This is a genomic window from Methylophilus sp. YYY-1 (genome assembly GCF_029132825.1).
Classification (GTDB): Bacteria; Pseudomonadota; Gammaproteobacteria; order Burkholderiales; family Methylophilaceae; genus Methylophilus; species Methylophilus glucosoxydans.
Window position 1 is genome coordinate 216,755 of the sequence record NZ_WOVG01000002.1, and the last position, 19,559, is coordinate 236,313.

Annotated in this window: 18 protein-coding genes; 17 read left to right on the forward strand and 1 reads right to left on the reverse strand. The window is 55.1% G+C overall.

Annotation, left to right across the window (positions count from 1 at the left end):
- Positions 1 to 292 precede the first annotated feature (292 nt).
- Entirely contained in the window at positions 293 to 676 is a 384-nt protein-coding gene (locus GOC95_RS07670; RefSeq protein WP_275356552.1) for a glutaredoxin family protein, read from the reverse strand.
- Between the two features lie 331 nt (positions 677 to 1,007).
- On the opposite strand from GOC95_RS07670, the gene mraZ reads away from it, so the two are divergent.
- The 17 genes from mraZ (at position 1,008) to lpxC (ending at position 19,558) form a co-directional block, all read left to right on the forward strand.
- Entirely contained in the window at positions 1,008 to 1,454 is a 447-nt protein-coding gene (gene mraZ, locus GOC95_RS07675) for a division/cell wall cluster transcriptional repressor MraZ (protein WP_275356553.1), read from the forward strand.
- On the forward strand, positions 1,451 to 2,440 hold the full coding sequence (gene rsmH / locus GOC95_RS07680) for a 16S rRNA (cytosine(1402)-N(4))-methyltransferase RsmH (protein ID WP_275356554.1): 990 nt from the start codon (positions 1,451 to 1,453) through the stop codon (positions 2,438 to 2,440). The genes mraZ and rsmH overlap by 4 nt, the downstream gene beginning before the upstream one ends.
- A gap of 36 nt (positions 2,441 to 2,476) precedes the next feature.
- Positions 2,477 to 2,755, forward strand: a complete 279-nt coding sequence (gene ftsL, locus GOC95_RS07685; protein WP_194749185.1) for a cell division protein FtsL — start codon at positions 2,477 to 2,479, stop codon at positions 2,753 to 2,755.
- A gap of 25 nt (positions 2,756 to 2,780) precedes the next feature.
- Complete coding sequence (locus GOC95_RS07690; RefSeq protein ID WP_194749186.1) at positions 2,781 to 4,508, forward strand: penicillin-binding protein 2; 1,728 nt, start codon at positions 2,781 to 2,783, stop codon at positions 4,506 to 4,508.
- Positions 4,505 to 5,935, forward strand: coding sequence for a UDP-N-acetylmuramoyl-L-alanyl-D-glutamate--2,6-diaminopimelate ligase (locus GOC95_RS07695; RefSeq protein ID WP_275356555.1), 1,431 nt, complete (start codon positions 4,505 to 4,507; stop codon positions 5,933 to 5,935). The genes GOC95_RS07690 and GOC95_RS07695 overlap by 4 nt, the downstream gene beginning before the upstream one ends.
- Complete coding sequence (gene murF / locus GOC95_RS07700; protein WP_275356556.1) at positions 5,932 to 7,296, forward strand: UDP-N-acetylmuramoyl-tripeptide--D-alanyl-D-alanine ligase; 1,365 nt, start codon at positions 5,932 to 5,934, stop codon at positions 7,294 to 7,296. The genes GOC95_RS07695 and murF overlap by 4 nt, the downstream gene beginning before the upstream one ends.
- An 8-nt stretch (positions 7,297 to 7,304) precedes the next feature.
- Positions 7,305 to 8,408 (forward strand): phospho-N-acetylmuramoyl-pentapeptide-transferase, encoded by a 1,104-nt coding sequence (gene mraY, locus GOC95_RS07705; protein WP_194749189.1) that lies wholly within the window; start codon positions 7,305 to 7,307, stop codon positions 8,406 to 8,408.
- Positions 8,409 to 8,436: 28 nt separating this feature from the next.
- Positions 8,437 to 9,807 carry a UDP-N-acetylmuramoyl-L-alanine--D-glutamate ligase gene (gene murD / locus GOC95_RS07710; protein WP_275356557.1) on the forward strand — a complete coding sequence of 457 codons (1,371 nt, stop codon included), beginning with the start codon at positions 8,437 to 8,439 and terminating at the stop codon, positions 9,805 to 9,807.
- A complete protein-coding gene (gene ftsW, locus GOC95_RS07715) occupies positions 9,792 to 10,958 on the forward strand; it encodes a putative lipid II flippase FtsW (protein WP_228518902.1) in 1,167 nt (388 codons plus the stop codon). Before murD ends, ftsW begins: the two co-directional genes overlap by 16 nt.
- The gene (gene murG, locus GOC95_RS07720) at positions 10,955 to 12,049 is read left to right on the forward strand and encodes an undecaprenyldiphospho-muramoylpentapeptide beta-N-acetylglucosaminyltransferase (RefSeq protein WP_275356558.1); all 1,095 of its coding nucleotides are present in this window, start codon (positions 10,955 to 10,957) and stop codon (positions 12,047 to 12,049) included. The genes ftsW and murG overlap by 4 nt, the downstream gene beginning before the upstream one ends.
- Positions 12,046 to 13,455 (forward strand): UDP-N-acetylmuramate--L-alanine ligase, encoded by a 1,410-nt coding sequence (gene murC / locus GOC95_RS07725; protein ID WP_275356559.1) that lies wholly within the window; start codon positions 12,046 to 12,048, stop codon positions 13,453 to 13,455. Before murG ends, murC begins: the two co-directional genes overlap by 4 nt.
- The gene (murB, locus tag GOC95_RS07730) at positions 13,452 to 14,357 is read left to right on the forward strand and encodes a UDP-N-acetylmuramate dehydrogenase (protein ID WP_275356560.1); all 906 of its coding nucleotides are present in this window, start codon (positions 13,452 to 13,454) and stop codon (positions 14,355 to 14,357) included. The genes murC and murB overlap by 4 nt, the downstream gene beginning before the upstream one ends.
- Positions 14,354 to 15,274, forward strand: a complete 921-nt coding sequence (locus GOC95_RS07735) for a D-alanine--D-alanine ligase (protein WP_275356561.1) — start codon at positions 14,354 to 14,356, stop codon at positions 15,272 to 15,274. The genes murB and GOC95_RS07735 overlap by 4 nt, the downstream gene beginning before the upstream one ends.
- Before the next feature lie 17 nt (positions 15,275 to 15,291).
- Positions 15,292 to 15,996 carry a cell division protein FtsQ/DivIB gene (locus GOC95_RS07740; RefSeq protein WP_275356562.1) on the forward strand — a complete coding sequence of 235 codons (705 nt, stop codon included), beginning with the start codon at positions 15,292 to 15,294 and terminating at the stop codon, positions 15,994 to 15,996.
- Positions 15,997 to 16,032: 36 nt separating this feature from the next.
- A complete protein-coding gene (gene ftsA, locus GOC95_RS07745) occupies positions 16,033 to 17,271 on the forward strand; it encodes a cell division protein FtsA (RefSeq protein WP_194749196.1) in 1,239 nt (412 codons plus the stop codon).
- Between the two features lie 83 nt (positions 17,272 to 17,354).
- Complete coding sequence (ftsZ, locus tag GOC95_RS07750; protein WP_194749197.1) at positions 17,355 to 18,515, forward strand: cell division protein FtsZ; 1,161 nt, start codon at positions 17,355 to 17,357, stop codon at positions 18,513 to 18,515.
- Between the two features lie 107 nt (positions 18,516 to 18,622).
- Positions 18,623 to 19,558, forward strand: a complete 936-nt coding sequence (gene lpxC / locus GOC95_RS07755) for a UDP-3-O-acyl-N-acetylglucosamine deacetylase (protein WP_275356563.1) — start codon at positions 18,623 to 18,625, stop codon at positions 19,556 to 19,558.
- Position 19,559 lies beyond the last annotated feature (1 nt).

A 19,559-nucleotide genomic window follows, 5' to 3' on the forward strand; every position in this document is an offset into this window, starting at 1 on the left:
AGTAAACGGATTGTGCGGAATATCATCGGTGGCATGACTGGGGTCTAATTTTGGCTAGGGTCTAATTGATAAGTTAACTTTTTAACTATGTATTCGGACCCGCCAGTTATACCGCTTTTAAAACGTATTTGATTGGGCGATTAAACAGGGATGCATGGGCCAATTTTGCATAAGCATATCTTTTTTAAGGAAGTTTTCCTATATGTTTATAGCGGTAATCATTGTTGAGTGGTCTGTTTGAGAGGGCCTTAGGCTAAATAAACGCAGGTCAGGCATTGTTAATGGTTTAGCGTCAGTCGTATTCTTTGGTTAGAGCCGCTGGTTTGTGTTCCCGTTGCCAAGCATCTAATAGGGCTTCCATTCTCTGCTGGTGGTAGCCGCGCACCACCTCTCCTGCCACTAATAAGACGGGGACGCCGTTTGCCGCCAGCCGCTGGTATTGGCTGCGCGCTTCTTCTGAGGTTTCGATATTCATTTCCTTATAGGGAATGCCTTTCGTTGCCAGCAGTGCGCGCGTTTTTTCGCAATAGGGGCACCAGTCGGTGGCGTAGAGCACCACTTGCCCACGGCTAAAATCTGGTGGCGGGTTCAGGTAAAACCACCAGGTATGCCATTGCATGGCCAGCAAAATCGCTGTCCCTAAAATCAGGAAGTTTAAGCGTGGGGAAAGTTTCATCAAAAGAGTGTATGTGGGATGGCGGGCATGCTTGCCTAGACATATTTTTTGCCTAAAAAATCGCCAGAAAATACTGTTTTTTAATTATTCAATAATTTCAATGGGATAGCTATCCTTATTAAACAACTTTATGTATTAATTGCGCCAATGCTTTGATTTGAATTGCTTTGTTAAAATGCTCTAAGTCATTGTCTTTAAAAGAGATTTTTTCACCCAAAGTGCTTGCCAAGCACTTTTTTTTTATCTATAGTGTGCAAAAGGGTGATTTTGTGTTGAATTGTGGGAAATTATTCCTTTTTTCAACAAGAAATAGGGTTAAGGATCAAAATTGATGTTTCGCGGGGCGGTACAGTTGAGTTTGGATGCGAAGGGGCGGCTAAGTGTGCCGGCCAAGCATCGTGACGCCCTGACGGCCGGTGGGCAGGGTGAAGTTGTGCTGACTGCGCATCCTCACCGTTGCCTGATTTTGTATCCAAAAGCAGCTTGGGAGCCGATTGAGACCAAGCTGACCAGTTTGTCCAGTTTTAATCCTCAAACCAGTGGTATTCAGCGCATGATCGTCGGTCAGGCAGATGTGATGCATCTGGATTCTGCGGGCCGCTTGCTGGTGAATGCTGTACTGCGCAAATTTGCCAAGCTCGACAAGGAAGTGATGATGGTCGGGCAGGGTAGTCATTTTGAATTGTGGGATCTGGCCGCATGGGATCAGCAGCTGGAAAGCCTGATGGCGGCGGATCAATTACAGATTCCACAAGAACTCGAAGGATTCTCGCTATGACGCGGGGCGCGAAGTCAGCGCCCGCGTCCTTGACGGAAACGTCAGTGTCACCAGCCGCCGCCAGTCATATCACCGTGTTGTTGCATGAGGCGGTGGACGCCTTGAATGTGCGGGCGGATGGCGTGTATGTGGACGGGACGTTTGGCCGTGGCGGACATAGTCGCCGCATTCTTTCCCAGCTGGGTAGTGAAGGCCGTTTGATCGCGCTGGACCGTGATCTGGCGGCTGTTGCGCATGGGCAGGCGATTGCTGATGCGCGTTTTAGCCTGGTGCATGCACATTTTTCCTCCATGGCGGAGGTGCTTGAGTCGTTGGGTGTGCAGGCGGTGGATGGCATTTTGCTCGATCTGGGGATTTCATCGCCACAGATTGATGAGGGTGAGCGTGGTTTCAGTTTCCGTTTTGACGGGCCGCTGGACATGCGGATGGATCAAAGCCGCGGCAAGACTGCGGCACAGTGGCTGGCTGAAATGCCAGAAAAACAATTGGTGGAGGTGATTAAAGATTATGGTGAAGAACGGTTTGCTAAGCAGGTTGCAAGGGCGCTTGTTAAAGAGCGCGAAGATGGGCATGCCATCACCACTACAGGACAACTTGCCAAGATCGTGGCAGGCGCCATCCCCAAGAATGAGCCGGGCCAGAACCCTGCAACGCGCACATTTCAGGCTTTACGGATTTTCGTCAATCAAGAGCTTGAGGAACTCTCGCTAGTGTTGCCGGATTGCTTACGTTTGTTGCGCCCGCAAGGCCGTCTGGCGGTGATCAGCTTCCATTCGCTGGAAGATCGCATCGTCAAACGCTTTATTCAGTCGGAAGCCGATCGCGACAACCTGCCCGCAGGCTTGCCTGTACGCGCCAAAGACTTGCCACAACCGCGCATGATGCCGGTGGGCAAGGCGATCAAGCCAAGCAAGGCTGAAGTGGCAGCAAATGTACGTTCACGCAGCGCGGTTTTGCGCGTGGCTGAACGCACCACGGTGCAGTAGTTAAATGATGCCATCGTTTGAACAAGGCTTAGACCAGTGATCCGGCTCAATTTGATTTTGTTTGCATTGACGATTGCGATGGCGCTGGGTGTGGTCACGGCCCAATACAAGGCGCGCAAACTGTATTTTGAGCTGGACCGGCAAGAAATGCTGACCAAACAGTACATGACCGAGTATGACCAGTTGCAAATTGAGCAGAGCACCTGGGCCATGCATTCGCGCCTGGAAGAGTTTGCGACCACCCGGTTGCATATGCACAGCCCGAGCATGCAGCAAACGCAGGTCATTCTGCTGGATGCGCCAGCGGCGCCCTGAGCAGGCGTGACGAGGATCAAGAGTCATGTTGCTTAAGGAAAGCCAACACAAGCTGGTCAAGCTGCCGGCCTGGCGCAGAAGAACGCTGCTGGTCTTGCTGCTATTGAGTTTTGTCCTGTTGCTGGGGCGCGGGTTTTACCTGCAAACCTTGCACAAGGATTACCTGATTAAAAAGGGTGAGGCGTTTTCGCGGCGCAAAGTGGTGTTGATGCCACATCGCGGCAAGATTTATGACCGTAACTTCAAGCCATTGGCGATCAGCTTGCCAGTGGAGTCGGTATGGGCTAACCCGACCGACGTACAGTTTACGGCGGCACAGCTCAAGCAAATGGCGAAATTGCTGGAGATGCCGCCCAAAGAGCTGCAACAGAAGTTGCAGAAAAAGAAAAAAGAATTTGTGTATATCAAACGGAGAGTGGCGCCCGATGTGGCAAAACAGGTGATGGCGATGAAAGTGCCCGGCGTATTCAGTCAAAAAGAATACAAACGCTTCTACCCAGCGGCAGAAGTGGCGGCGCATATCGTCGGTTTCACGGGCGTGGATGACACCGGCGTGGAGGGCATGGAGCTCTATCGCAACAATGTTCTGTCTGGTACACCCGGCAAGCGTGACTTTGTGCGTGACCGCAAGGGCCATGTTGTCGAGGATCTGGTCGCGGTCAAACTGCCGCATGATGGTCAGGATCTGGTACTCAGCATAGACCGCACCGTGCAATATGTGGTGCACCGCGAGTTGTCGCGTGCGGTTGAAAAACACAAAGCCAAGGCGGCCGCAGCGGTGGTGCTGGATGCTAAAACCGGCGAGGTGCTGGCCTTGGTCAATATCCCGACCTATAACCCGAACAATCCGGTCAATGTCGCCAGCAAGCTGCGCAACTCGGCCATCGTCAATATTTTTGAACCGGGCTCGACCATGAAGCCGGTCACTGCGGCGGCAGCCATGGAGTTTGGCCCTTACCAGCCCGATACCAAAATCCAGACTGCCCCCGGCTTTTTGCGTATTGGGACCGCCACCATTCACGATGCACACCCGAATCAGGTATTAACGGTGTCACAGGTGATCCAGAAGTCCTCTAACGTCGGTTCGGCCAAAATGGCGCTCGATTTAAACCGCGAGCAATTGTGGAACACCTATGTGCAACTCGGCTTTGGCTCCCCGACCAAAATCGGGTTCCCTGGCGAGGCCTCTGGCAAGGTGCGTGATTACAAGACCTGGCGGCCGATTGAGCAGGCCACCATGTCTTACGGGCACGGTATCAGCGTGACCTTGTTGCAGTTGGCGCGGGCTTATACCGTTTTTGCCAACGAGGGCGAATTGCTGCCGGTGACTCTGAATAAACTCTCCGAGCCACCTGTCGGGCGTCAGGTGTTTTCAGCCAAAGTGGCCAATTCGGTCAAGGACATGCTGGAGTTGGTTGTGCAGCCTGGCGGCACCGCGATCAAAGCGCAAGTCACCGGTTACCGCGTGGCGGGTAAAACCGGCACGGCGCACAAACTCGGTGACCATGGCTATGAGCACGACAAATATGTGGGTTCGTTTGTTGGCATGGTGCCCGCCTCTAATCCGCGCCTGATTATGGCGGTGATGATAGACGAGCCCAGCAATGGCGAATACTACGGTGGTAGTGTGGCGGCGCCGGTGTTTAGTGCGGTGATGAATGATGTGTTGCGTATGCTGGTGATCCCGCAAGACGGCAATGCGCTGCCTGTGACGCCGCCTGCCGATGCGGCTGAAGTCAAGGAGGCGATGTGAGTAAATACATTATTCCCGCGCCCGTCCATGGCATCACGGCAGATAGCCGCAAGGTGGAAAAGCATGGCTTGTTCCTCGCTTATCCTGGTCAGCACAGCGATGGCCGCGATTACATCGCCGATGCCATTGCCAAAGGTGTGAATACTGTGATCTGGGATAGTGAGGGCTTTGACTGGAACCCTGACTGGCAAGTCCACAACATTGCCATTCCCGAGCTGAAATATCAGGTGGGCCATATCGCCAGCCAGTTTTACAAAAATCCATCCGAGCAGTTGTGGTGTGTGGGTGTCACCGGTACTAACGGCAAAACCACGGTCACGCATTGGCTGGCGCAGGCTTACCGCTTTTTGCAGCGGCAGTCAGCTGTGATTGGCACACTGGGTAATGGCGTGCTCGAAGACTTGCAGCCTACGCAAAACACTACCCCGGGCCCGGTAGAGTTGCAAAACATGCTGGCCAACTTTGTGTTGGATCAGGTGCAGATGGTGGCGATGGAAGTGTCTTCGCATGGCCTGGATCAGGGGCGTGTGAATGGGGTGGCCTTTGATGTGGCTGTATTCACTAACCTGACGCGTGATCATCTGGATTACCACCTGACCATGGAGGCTTATCAGGCTGCAAAACGCAAATTGTTTGACTGGCAGACCCTGTCAGCCGCGGTCATCAATCTGGATGATGCCTTTGGTGCCAGCTTGATTGCCGAACTGCGCAAGCAGGGTAAAACCGTGCTCAGTTATGGTTTGCAACCAGAAGCAGATATATGTGCCACGGCCGTGACCATGCATGCCACCGGTTTTGAAATCAAGGTGCGTACACCGCATGGCATTGGCGAAGTGCAATTGCACGCGCTGGGCCAATTCAATGTGTATAACGCATTGGCGGTACTGGGCAGCCTGCTGGCCAACCAGGTAGCCTTGCCTGCCGCCTTGCAGGCGGTGTCGGGGCTGGTGCCGGTGGCTGGCCGCATGCAGATGTTTGGTGGTGGCGACCTGCCGCTGGTGGTGGTGGATTATGCCCATACGCCAGACGCGCTGGAGAAAGCCCTGCATACCTTGCGCATGCAAACCCGCGGCAAGCTGACTTGTGTATTTGGCTGTGGCGGTGACCGTGACAGTGGTAAGCGCAGTGAAATGGGGCGCATTGCTGATGAATTGGCCGATCTGGTGTTGATGACCAATGACAATCCGCGCAGTGAGAATCCCTACGCCATTATTGCGGCGATTGCCGAGGGTATGCGCCGTGAAGCCGCGGTCGAGACTGACCGTGCCAAGGCGATTGCATTGGCGGTTAGCCAGGCGGGCAAAGGCGACGTGGTGTTGGTGGCTGGCAAGGGGCATGAGGATTATCAGGAAATCCAGGGTATCCGCTATCCGTTCAGTGATGCGGAGTGGGTGCAAAGCGCATTGAAGAAAAAGGTGAACGCATGATTGCGCTGAAAACCATCGCCGAGGTATTGCAAGGCACTTTGCTGGGCAACGACGTCACAGTGACTTCGGTAGATACTGACAGTCGCCGCGTACTACCCGGGCAATTGTTTGTGGCCTTGCCGGGTGAGAAATTTGACGGCCATGACTTTTTGCCGCAAGTGGCTGCGCAAGGCGCGGTGGCAGCGCTGATCAGCAAGCCCGTAGAGACCGATTTGCCTGCCGTGCTTGTGAAAGACACCCGCCTGGCGTTAGGCCAGCTGGCCAGCTGGTGGCGCCAGCAATTGGCATTGCCACTGATTGCGGTCACTGGCAGTAACGGCAAAACCACCACCAAAGAAATGATTGCCGCGATTATGCAAGTGCATGTCGGCGGCACCGATCTGGTGTTGGCCACGGCCGGTAACTTTAATAACGATATCGGCATGCCGCTGACCCTGTTGCGTTTGCGCGCAACGCACCGGTGCGCCGTGATCGAGATGGGCATGAATCATCTCGGTGAGATTGATTACCTGACGCGTCTGGCGCGGCCAAATGTGGCGGTCATCAATAATGCAGGCACTGCGCACATTGGAGAACTGGGGTCGCGGGAAAACATTGCCAAGGCCAAGGGCGAAATTTTTGCCGGATTGGCTGTGGACGGGGTCGCCGTGATCAATGCCGATAGCGACTTTGCCGATTACTGGCGCGGCTTGAATCCTGCGCGCCGGGTGTTGAGTTTTGGCATGCAGCAGGCCGCCGATGTGCAGGGTGAAATGCTGGATGGTGACAGTCAGTTCAAGCTTAGCTTTCAAGGTGAGTCTATCAAGGTCACGCTGGCCGTGCCAGGTGCTCACAACGTGATGAACGCACTTGCCGCTGCTGCGAGCTGTCTGGCCGCGGGTGTCAGCCTGACCGAAGTGGCGCAAGGCTTGGCCCGGTTTGCAGGCGTCAAGGGCCGTTTGCAACAAAAAACCGCGGCCTGTGGTGCGCGCCTGATTGATGACACTTATAACGCGAATCCGGATTCGATGAAGGCGGCGCTCGATGTGCTCAGCAGCCTGGGCGCGAATACCGTGTTCGTCATGGGCGACATGGGCGAACTCGGCGCGGATGCTGAGGCCATGCACGCACAGATTGGCCGCTATGCCAAAGACCGGGGCATACGTCATTTTTATGCACTGGGCACCCTGGCTAAAGCCGCTGCACAGGCGTTTGGGCCACAGGCACAACATTTTGAGTCATTGCCCAGCCTGGTCGAGGCCTTAAATCAGGCGGTGACTGCGCAAGACATCGTATTGGTCAAAGGGTCACGCTTCATGCAAATGGAGCGCGTGGTACAGGCGTTGGTTGAGGCGCAAGCCACTGAACAGGTGGGGAAATAGGGAAAAGTATGTTACTAGAACTAACAAAATGGCTGGCTTCGGATGTGCATGGGTTTCATGTATTCAACTACATTACCTTCAGGGCGGTGCTGGCGACACTGACGGCCTTGGCGATTTCATTTCTGGTCGGCCCGGCCATGATACGCAAGCTGACCGAATACAAAGTCGGTCAGGCGGTGCGTGATGATGGTCCACAAACCCATCTGGTCAAAGCCGGCACCCCGACCATGGGCGGCGCATTGATTCTGGTCGCCATCGCCGTGTCTACCTTGCTCTGGGGCAATTTGCATAACCGCTTTATCTGGGTGGTGTTGATCACTACCTTGGGTTTTGGTGCGGTTGGCTGGGTCGATGACTACCGCAAAGTGGTCTTTAAAAATCCCAAGGGCCTGTCTGCCAAAGAAAAATATTTCTGGCAAAGCCTGATCGGTTTTGGCGTGGCAGGCTTTCTGTACGCGACCTCCAGCACCCCTGTAGAAACCACACTGATTGTGCCTTTCTTCAAGCACCTGGTGTTTCCGCTGAGTGCCACCGGTTTTATTGTGCTGACCTACCTGGTGATTGTCGGTAGCAGCAATGCCGTCAACCTGACCGACGGTCTCGATGGTCTGGCGACCTTGCCTACTGTGATGGTGGGTAGTGCGCTGGCGATTTTCTCGTATGTTGCCGGGCATGCCGTGTTTTCAAAATACCTGGGGATTCCCTATGTGGCTGGCGCCAGCGAGTTGATGGTGTTCTGCGCGGCAATGGCTGGTGCGGGCTTGGGCTTTTTGTGGTTTAACGCTTATCCGGCTGAAGTGTTCATGGGTGATGTCGGCGCATTGGCGCTGGGCGCAGCCCTGGGCGTGGTCGCCGTGATTGTACGTCAGGAAATCGTGCTGTTCATCATGGGCGGCGTGTTCGTGATTGAGACTTTCTCGGTTGCCGCACAAGTGCTGTATTTCAAATACACCAAAAAAATGACTGGGACCGGCAAACGCATCTTTTTGATGGCGCCTTTGCATCACCACTACGAACAAAAGGGCTGGAAAGAGACACAGGTCGTCGTGCGTTTCTGGATCATTACCATGATGCTGGTGCTGGTGGGATTATCCACCCTGAAATTGAGATAAGACGAAAACGTCATTGTCAGGCAAACACATGAAAAAACACTTCGAACACCAACGCATTGCTGTCCTGGGACTGGGTGATACCGGCTTCTCGGCGTTGCGCTGGCTGCGTGGTATGGGCGCAGAAGTGGTGATGTTTGACTCACGCCCGCATCCGTCAGGCCTGGATCGCCTGCAAGAGGAATTTCCCGAGGTGGAATACCATCTTGGACCTTTCAATAGCAGCTTGCTGGCGGCGATGGATTTGATTGTGGCCAGCCCGGGTGTGGCACTGAAAGAGCCTGTATTGGCCGATCTGATCGCACAAGGCAAGGCCGTGGTTGGTGATGTCGAGCTGTTTGCGCGCTTCCGTGCGCCTTATGCCAAGGTGATTGCCATCACTGGCTCCAACGGCAAAACCACCGTGACCTCGCTGGTGGGCGAAATCTGCAAACAGGCCGGTCTCAATACCATTGTGGCTGGCAATATCGGTTTGCCCGTGCTGGATACATTGCACATGCCTGCGCCAGACGTTTATGTGCTGGAGCTGTCCAGTTTTCAGCTGGAAACCACGCACAGCCTGGAGGTTGATGTTGCCACGGTGCTCAATCTGTCCGAGGACCATATGGATAGATACGACAGCATGGCCGATTATGCGCAGGCCAAGGCCCGTATCTACCAGCATGCCCGTATTGCCGTAGTAAACCGAGATGATCCTGCCAGCATGGCATTGGCCGGTGCCTTACCGCAGATTTCATTCGGCGTTAACCCGGCCCCTAGCATCAATGATTATGGCCTCAATGACGCAGGCTGGCTTTGCGCGGGTAATCGCCACTATATTGAAGCCGATACCCTGCAGATCCGCGGCAAACATAATATTGCCAATGCCCTGGCTGCCATTGCGCTGGCACAGGCCATCGGCATAGACAAAGTTTCCATCCTGCATACCGTGCAGTCGTTTGCCGGCTTGCCTCACCGCGTGGAGTGGGTGGCCAACATTGAGGATGTCGACTTTTACGATGACTCCAAAGGCACCAATGTCGGCGCGACCTGCGCTGCCATCAGCGGCATGCTCAAACAGGGCAAACCACAAAAAGTGGTGCTGATTGCGGGCGGCGACGGCAAGGGCCAGGACTTTAATCCCTTGCGTGATGCCGTGTTGCACCATGCGCGTGCTGTGGTGTTGATCGGCCGTGATGGTCCCAAAATTCAACAGGTTTTGCAGCACTTGCAATTACCTGTGGTCGATGCCGTTGATCTAACCGCGGCAGTGCATATTGCCAAAACACTGGCTGAGGCGGGCGATGCGGTCTTGCTGTCCCCTGCCTGCGCCAGTTTTGATATGTTCCGCAACTACGAACACCGCGCACAGGTATTTGTCGAGGCTGTGAAAGCCATGGAGGCCGCATGCTTGGGCCGTTGATGATGTCGCGTGAGCGCTATAACTCGCCCAGCTATGATCAGTCGCTGGTGTGGGTGGTGCTGTCACTGCTGGCGTTTGGCATGGTCATGGTGTATTCGGCCTCCATCGCCTACGCAGACTCAAGCAAGATGTTTGGCCATAACAGCACTTACTTCCTGGTGCGTCAGGCTTTGTATATTTCTGTCGGCTTGGGGGCGGCCATCGTGGTTTTTCAAGTGCCCATGGCCTGGTGGCAAAAGATGTCGCCCTACCTGTTTATTGCCGGCATTGTGCTGCTGATTCTGGTGTTGATCCCCGGCATCGGCAAAGTGGTCAATGGCAGCCGCCGCTGGATTTCCCTGTTGATCATGAATCTGCAGCCTTCAGAACTTATGAAGCTGTTTATTGCCATGTACGCCTCGGACTATGCCGTGCGTAAGGCCAGCAGCATGCACAGCTTTAAAAAAGGCTTTTTACCCATGCTGGGTGTGATGGTGTTTGTCGGCGTGCTGCTGTTGAAAGAGCCCGATTTTGGCGCGTTTGCTGTCACGGCCTCGATTGCGTTTTCCATCATGTGGCTGGGCGGCGTCAATCTCAAGGTGTTTCTGGCCATGCTGGGCGCCTTGCCATTGGCGGTGATTGGTCTGGTGGTGATGGAACCCTATCGTCTGGAGCGCATGAAAGGCTTTTTGAATCCGTTTGATGATCCATTTGATACCGGTTATCAGTTATCGCATGCCCTGATCGCGTTTGGTCGCGGTGAGTTTTGGGGCGTGGGTCTGGGCGGCAGTGTGGAAAAATTGCTCTACCTGCCAGAGGCACATACTGACTTTTTACTGGCCGTGGTGGCGGAAGAGCTGGGCTATGTGGGTGTGCTGGTCGTGGTCTTGCTGTTTGCCTGGCTGGTGATCCGCGCCTTTAGCATTGCCAAAGAAGCCGTTGCCAATGAGCGTTATTACTCGGCCTTGCTGGCACAAGGCATCGGCGTCTGGATGGGGGTGCAGGGTTTTATCAATATGGGCGTGAACATGGGCCTGTTGCCAACCAAAGGCCTGACTTTGCCACTTTTGTCTTACGGTGGTAGCGGCATTTTGGCCAATTGCATCGCTTTGTCGGTGTTGCTGCGCATTGACTTCGAGAACAGACGTCTGCAGAAAGGTTTGCAGTCATGACCCGAGCATACATATTACTGGTGATGGCGGGCGGCACTGGCGGCCATGTGTATCCTGCGATGGCCGTGGCCGATGCCTTGCATGCACAAGGTTGGCAAATTGTCTGGCTGGCCACCGAGGGGGGTATGGAAAACCGCCTGATTGCAGATAAACCCTATGAAAAAGCCATGATGACCATGCAAGGCGTGCGTGGTAAAGGAGTGATGGGCTGGTTGACCTTGCCAGTCAAGCTGCTGCGTGCATTTGCCCAAGCCAGGCAAGCGATTGAGCAACATCAGCCCGATGTCGTGTTGGGCATGGGCGGCTTTGCCGCTTTTCCAGGCGGCGTCATGGCCAAGCTGGCTGGCGTGCCGCTGGTGATTCATGAGCAAAACTCGGTGGCGGGTTTGACCAATAAAGTGCTGGCCAAGCTGGCAAATCGGGTATTGACCGGCTTCCCCAATGCGTTGGGGGCCAAAGGGGAAATGGTCGGTAATCCGGTACGTGAAGGCATTACCACCTTGCCTACGCCAGAACAGCGCTTTGCCGATCATCACGGCGTGTTGCGGGTCCTGGTAGTAGGCGGCAGTTTGGGCGCGGTGGCATTGAACACCTTGTTGCCACAGGCTTTTGCGCAGTTGCCGCCCAATGCGCGGCCACAGATCATTCATCAATCTGGTGAAAAACAGATTGAGGCTTTGAAAAAAGCCTATGCCGAGGCAGGTGTGGCGGCTGATTGCCGCGCCTTTATCCATGACATGGCAGAAGTGTATGCCTGGGAGGATCTGGTCATTTGCCGGGCTGGAGCCTTGACCGTGGCGGAGTTGGCTAATGTGGGCGCTGCCAGCATTCTGGTGCCATTCCCGTTTGCGGTGGATGATCACCAGACCACCAATGCCGCGTATTTGGCACAAGCAGGTGCGGCGCAGCTGATTCAACAGCGTGACCTGGATATTGGGTCATTGGCCGCCTTGTTGCAAACACTGGATAGAGCCACTTGCCTGGCGATGGCGCAAAAAGCGCGCGCACTTGCCAGGCCACAGGCCACGCGCCAGGTGGCAGCGGTTTGCCAGCAACTGGCCGAGAACAACGGAAAACTTAAAGCACTATGAAACATAAAGTCAAAAAAATTCATTTTATCGGCATCGGCGGCTCGGGCATGAGCGGCATTGCCGAAGTGCTGCTGAACCTGGGCTTTGAAGTCAGCGGGTCAGACCTGGCCAGCAATGCCACCACCAGACGCTTGCAAGGCTTTGGCGCCACTGTGTTTCAGGGGCATGCCACCGAGCACCTGGGCAATGCGGATGTGGTGGTGGTATCCAGTGCGATCAATGAAGAAAACCCGGAAATCATCGCCGCGCGCGCGCGCAAAGTGCCCGTGATTCCGCGTGCGGTCATGTTGGCCGAACTCATGCGCTTCAAGCAAGGCATCGCCGTGGCAGGCACGCATGGCAAAACCACCACTACCAGCCTGATTGCCAGCATTCTGGCAGAGGCCGACATGGACCCGACCTTTGTCATTGGCGGCAAGCTGGAAGCGGCCAGCGCCAATGCGCGCTTGGGTACCGGTGAATTGATCGTGGTAGAGGCCGATGAGTCTGATGCGTCGTTCTTACACCTGACGCCGATCATGGCGGTGGTGACCAATATCGACCAGGACCACATGGACACTTACGAGCACAGTTTTGACAAACTCAAAACCGCGTTTGTCGAGTTCTTACAGCAGATTCCATTCTGGGGCATGGCTGTGTTGTGCATCGATGACGCCAATGTGCGTGAAATCCTGCCGCGCGTCACCCGGCCGGTGACCACCTATGGCACGCACGAAGAGGCCGCGATTCGCGCGGAAAATATTGTTGCCGACAACGGCAAGATGCATTTCACCCTGGTGCGTAAAAACGGCGTGACCGTGCGTAATGAAGTGACTTTGAACCTGCCCGGCCACCACTATGTGCTGAATGCGCTGGCGGCAATTGCGATTGCTACCGAGTTGAATGTGCCGGATGCCGCCATCCTCAAGGCGCTGGCTGAGTTCCGCGGGGTGGGCCGTCGCTTTGAGCGTTATGGTGAAATCCCGACCAGTCAAGGCGAGCCTGCCGGTGGACACTTCACGCTGGTGGATGACTACGGACATCACCCGATTGAAATGCAGGCGGTGATTGCAGCCGCGCGCGGCGCCTTCCCGGGTCGCCGTCTGGTACTGGCCTTCCAGCCGCACCGCTATACCCGCACCCGCGACTGTTTTGAAGATTTTGTAAAAGTACTGTCGACCGTGGATGCCTTGCTGTTGACCGAAGTGTATTCGGCGGGCGAATCACCGATTGTGGCGGCGGATACGCGCAGCCTGATCCGCGCCATCCGCGTCAACGGCAAGGTGGAGCCTCGCTTTGTGGAAACCACCGAAGAACTGCCGGCAGCCATTCTTGAGAGTGTGTTGCCTGGCGATGTGGTGGTAGTGATGGGCGCTGGCAATATCGGTAGCGTGGCGGCCAAAACACGGGAGCTGGCTAGCGTATGAGTGCCACACGTGTGAAAACCTCAGGCTTGCAAGTGCTCAAGAACGAGCCTTTGGCCCGCTATACCAGCTGGCGTGTCGGCGGCCCGGCGGATCGCCTGGTGCTGGCTGACAGCGTAGAAGCCTTGCAGCAGTTTTTGCAGCAGTTATCGGCCAGTGAGCCGCTGACTTTTATTGGCCTGGGTAGCAACCTGCTGGTAAGGGATGGCGGGGTGCGCGGCACAGTGGTGGTCATGCATCAGGCGCTGCAAGCGCTGGAGATGCACGGTGAGCGTATTTATGCGGATGCTGGCGTGACCTGTGCCAAGCTGGCGCGCTTTGCGGCCAGCCAGGACCGCGTTGGGGCCGAGTTTATGGCTGGCATTCCGGGCACCGTCGGCGGTGCACTGGCGATGAATGCTGGTTGTTACGGGGGGGAAACCTGGCAATGGGTGGATCAGGTAAAAACGATTAACCGTGCTGGCATCGTGCAAACCCGAGCAAAAGCTGAATACCAGCCCAGCTATCGTCATGTGGCGCATCCGGCGGCAGATGAGTGGTTTTTGGGCGGCTGGTTTGCCGTCCCTGCTGGCGATGGCAAGGCGTCTGCTGAACAGATCAAGCAGTTGCTGGCCAAGCGCTTGGCCAGTCAGCCACTGAATATGCCGAGTGCAGGGTCTACCTTTAGAAATCCTGAAGGCGATTTTGCTGCGCGGCTGATTGAAGCTTCAGGGTTGAAGGGCGCCACCATCGGTGGCGCGCAGGTCTCTGAAAAGCATGCCAACTTTATTGTGAATCTGGGGCAGGCCAGCGCGGCGGATATTGAAGCCCTGATTGAGCACGTGAAAACCACCGTGCGCGCCAAACAGGGCGTGGCATTGGTGCAAGAAGTAAAAGTAATTGGGGAAGGTGTTTTACAAGCATGAGTACAAGTCAGTCTCAATTTGGCAAAGTGGCCGTGTTGTTCGGCGGTCGTTCCGGCGAGCGTGAAGTGTCGCTCAAAAGTGGCTCGGCGGTGCTGGCGGCCTTGCAGCGCCAGGGCGTGGATGTGCATGCCTTTGATCCGGCCAGCCAGGATTTGTCGGCGCTCAAGCAGTTTGACCGTGCCTTTATTGCCTTGCATGGCCGCTTTGGTGAAGACGGCACCATACAGGGCGCGCTGGAGTTAATGGGCATCCCTTATACCGGCAGCGGCGTCATGGCGTCGGCACTGGGCATGGATAAGTGGCGCACCAAGTTGTTGTGGACGGCTGCGGGTGTGACTACGCCTAACTATGTGCTCATGGATGACCGTACCCATGTTGAAAATGTCGTGACGGCACTGGGTTTGCCGCTGTTTGTGAAACCGGCCAATGAAGGTTCCAGCATCGGTGTCAGCAAGGTCAAGCAGGCGGGGGAGGTGCAGGCAGCCTATGCATTGGCCAAACAATCAGACCCGCTGGTGATTGCCGAACAGTTTGTCGGTGGCGGTGAATATACCGTGGGCATTCTGGGCGAGACCGCACTGCCTGTCGTGCGCATTGTGCCCCAAAACGAATATTACGATTACGAAGCCAAGTATTTGCGCGACGACACCGAGTACCGCTGCCCTTGTGGCTTGTCTGCCGAGCAGGAGCAACAGATTCAGGCCGAAGCCTTGCAGGCTTTCAAGGTGCTGGGCTGCAAAGGCTGGGGACGGGTGGACTTTTTGATGGATGAGGCCGGTAAACACTATTTTCTGGAGGTGAATACCAGCCCGGGCATGACCGATCACAGCCTGGTGCCGATGGCAGCAAAAGCGGCCGGCATGGATTTTGATGCCTTGGTGATCCGTATTTTGCAACAAACCTTGCGTGACGCGTAACGAGGACGACTGAGACGATGTGGGATAGACCAACATTGCTGAACTGGATCGCCAACCTGCTGTTTTCACTGGCAGTGGTGATGTTGTTGTACGCCTTGTTGTTTGTGGTGTTGCATTTGCCCATCTTCCCGGTCAAGCAAGTACAGGTGGAGGGCAACCTCGACCATGTGAACCATGAGCAGATCCAGCTGATTGTGCGCAAATACCTGAAGGGCAATTTTTATACGCTGGATCTGCAACGCACGCGTACCGCTTTTGAAAAACTGCCCTGGGCGCGCAAGGTGGCCGTCCGTCGCCAGTGGCCAGACACCATTGTGGTACAGATTGAAGAGCATCAGGCCCTGGGCCGTTGGGGCGGCGTGGCACTGGTTAACAAGCATGGCGAACTGTTTCAGGCCGCCTCAGATGAGCAATTGCCCACCTTTTATGGGCCCGGCGATGCCGTGAAAGAAGTGGCGCAAGGCTATGCCAGTTTTGCACAAATGCTGGCAGGCACACCGCTACAGATACAGCAACTGAGCCTGTCCTCGCGCCGTGCCTGGGAAATTAAAACAGCGGATGGCCGCCAGATGATGCTGGGGCGAGAAGCCGCGAAACAAAGATTGCAACAGTTTGTGACGGCTTACCGTCAGCAAGCAAGTATTGCAGAGAGCGACTGGCGTTATGCCGATTTACGCTACCCGAATGGCTTTGCCTTGCGCATGCCACGGCCTGGGGCGTAGGCGGCACATTGCCAGAAAGAAGGTCAAGGAAAACACATGAGTAGAGTCAGAGAAGATAAAAATTTGATCGTGGGGCTGGATATCGGCACCTCGAAGATTGTTGCGATTGCGGCAGAGATTTTGCCGGAAGGCACCCTGAAAGTGATCGGGGTCGGGCAGCATGCTTCCCGTGGCTTGAAAAAAGGCGTGGTGGTGAATATTGACTCCACCATGCAGGCGATTCAACGCGCGATTGAAGAAGTGGAGTTGATGGCGGATTGCAAGATCAATACCGTGTATTCCGGCATTGCAGGCAGCCACGTCAAGAGCCTGAACTCGCATGGCATGGTGAAAATCAAGGAGAGCGAAGTCTCGCAGATGGATATAGACCGCGTAGTGGAAACAGCGCGTGCGATTGCGCTACCGGCCGACCAGCAGATTCTGCATATCCTGACCCAGGAATTCATTATCGATGGCCAGGAAGACGTACGCGAGCCGCTGGGCATGAGTGGCATCCGCCTCGAAGTGCGTGTGCATATCGTGACCGGTGCCATTGCTGCGGCGCAGAACATCGTCAAATGTATCAAGCGCTGCGGGCTGGAAGTCAGTGACCTGATTCTGCAGCCATTGGCTTCCAGTGAGTCGGTGCTGACTGATGATGAAAAGGAATTGGGTGTCTGCTTGGTGGATATCGGTGGCGGCACCACAGACCTGGCAGTGTTCAAGAATGGCGCGATCCGCCATACCGCAGTGATCCCGATTGCCGGTGACCAGATCACCAATGACATTGCGGTGGCCTTGCGCACACCAACGCAGTCGGCAGAAGAAATCAAGGTCAAGCATGGCTGTGCTTTGCGTCAGCTGGCAGACCCACGCGAAGTGGTGGAAGTACCTGCGGTGGATGGCCGTGAGCCACGCCAGTTGTCCTGCCAGGCGCTGACCGAGGTGATTGAGGACCGCGTCGAAGAGATTTACGAGTTTGTGCAGCAAGAGCTGCGCCGCAGTGGCATGGAATCCATGATTGCTTCCGGCATCGTCATTACCGGTGGCGCGGCACAAATGCGCGGCATGGTCGAGCTGGGCGAAGAGATTTTCCATACGCCGGTGCGTTTGGGTGTGCCGCGCTATGTGGAGGGCTTGTCAGAAGTGGTGGGCAATCCACGCTATGCCACTGGCATCGGCTTGTTGCTGATGGCCAAACAGCAGGTGGAGAAACAAATGGTAGGCGATCTGCAATCCGGGTCATTTGGCAGATTGTTTGAACGAATGAAGCGCTGGTTTACCGGCAACTTTTAGGTTTTTGTTGTTTTTTTAATGTGTTTTAGGGCGAGTGTGCGGGGCAAACCAAGCACTCAAATAATAGGCAATGGAGGGTGAGTATGATTGAGATTTTTGACAAAGAGAATGATGGCGCCGTGATCAAGGTGATTGGGGTCGGTGGTTGCGGTGGAAACGCCGTAGAGCACATGATGACCAAGAGCGTGACAGGCGTTGAGTTTATTTGCGCCAACACGGATATGCAGGCCTTGAAAAAGAGCCATGCCAAAGTCGTGCTGCAAATTGGTTCTGACATTACCAAAGGCCTGGGCGCTGGTGCCAAACCGGAAATCGGTCGCGAAGCCGCGCTGGAAGACCGCGACAGTATCGCTGAAACCATTGATGGTGCAGACATGCTGTTTATTACCGCAGGCATGGGTGGCGGGACTGGTACTGGGGCTGCACCTATCATTGCAGAAGTGGCGCGTGAAATGGGCATCCTGACCGTGGCCGTGGTGACCAAGCCGTTTGCCTTTGAAGGCAAACGTGCCAAAGTTGCACAGGAAGGTCTGGAAGAACTTTCCCAATACGTAGACTCTCTTATCGTTATCCCTAACGAAAAGCTGATGGACGTGCTGGGTGAAGACGTGACCGTGGTAGAAGCTTATCGTGCAGCCAATGATGTCCTGCACAATGCCGTGTCTGGCATCGCTGAAATCATCAACTGCCCAGGCCTGGTGAACGTGGACTTTGCTGACGTACGCACCGTGATGTCTGAAATGGGCATGGCGATGATGGGCTCTGCAGAAGCCAGCGGACCTAACCGTGCACGGATTGCGGCAGAACAAGCGGTTGCCAGCCCATTGCTGGAAGACGTGAATCTGGCCAATGCGCGTGGCGTACTGGTGAACATCAGTGCCAGCGGCAGCTTCAAGATGCGTGAATACTATGACGTGATGAACACGATCAAGGAGTTCACGGCAGAAGATGCGACCGTGATCGTCGGTAACGTGATGGATGAAAGCATGGGCGATAACCTGCGTGTGACCATGGTGGCCACCGGCTTGAACGGTTCCGTGGGCAAACGCCAGGCCAAACCTGAGCTCAAAGTGATGACGACCCTGCGTGATGGTACGACTAACCAGCCGATCTTCAACACGGTTGAAGAAGACGAGCCAGCCGTATTCACCAGCAACAGCCGTCGTGCGCAGGTCGAAGCCATGAAGAACTCCGGGATTGAGGAATACGATATTCCGGCATTTTTGCGCAAGCAGGCTGACTAATGATGCGCCTGGCGGAACCGAGTGCAACACAGGGAAGGCCAGATGAATCATGAGTGAGTACAGCGATTGGCTTATAATGTCGCCAATCATTAACAGTAGAGAAAACCATGTTAAAGCAACGCACGCTTAAACAATCGATCAGCGCCACTGGCGTTGGGCTGCACAGCGGTGAAAAAGTCACGCTGACGCTCAAGCCTGCGCCCGCCGATCACGGAGTGGTGTTCCAGCGCATCGATTTGCCCGATGCGCCTGCCATGCGGGTCGCCCCGACGGCAGTGAATGACACTCGCCTGAGCTCCGCCCTAGAGTTTTCAGGTGCGCGCGTGGCTACCGTGGAGCATTTAATGTCTGCCCTCGCCGGTTTGGGGGTAGACAATGTATTGATAGAACTGACGGCCGCCGAGGTGCCCATCATGGATGGCAGCTCGGGACCGTTTATCTATCTGTTGCAAACGGCCGGACTGGCTGAGTTGGAGGCACCGAAAAAATTCGTGCGTATCCTCAAGCCGGTAGAAGTAAGCGAAGGCGATAAATGGGCAAAATTTACGCCGCACCATGGCTTTAAAGCCGAATTTACCATTGATTTTGCACATCCCGTGTTCGAGTTTTCTGGCAAAACGGTCACCATTGATTACGACAGCCAGAGCTATGTGGACGAGATCAGCCGTGCACGCACATTCGGCTTTATGCATGAGGTCGAATACCTGCGGGCCAATGGGCTCGCCAAAGGCGGCAGCCTTGACAACGCGATTGTGCTGGATGAATACAAAGTCCTCAACGGCGGTGGCTTGCGTTATGAAGACGAATTCGCCAAGCACAAAGTCCTCGATGCGATTGGCGATTTGTATATTCTGGGCTATCCGATTATCGGACAGTTTACTGCGTTCAAATCTGGGCATGCCTTGAATAACCAGTTACTGCGCGCCCTGCTGGCCGATGAAAGCGCCTGGGAATACTGTACGTTTGATAACGACGCCCATGCCCCGGTTGGCTTTGTCAAACAACGCGACTATTTTAGTCCGGCGCCGCTGTTACCGGCGTAAA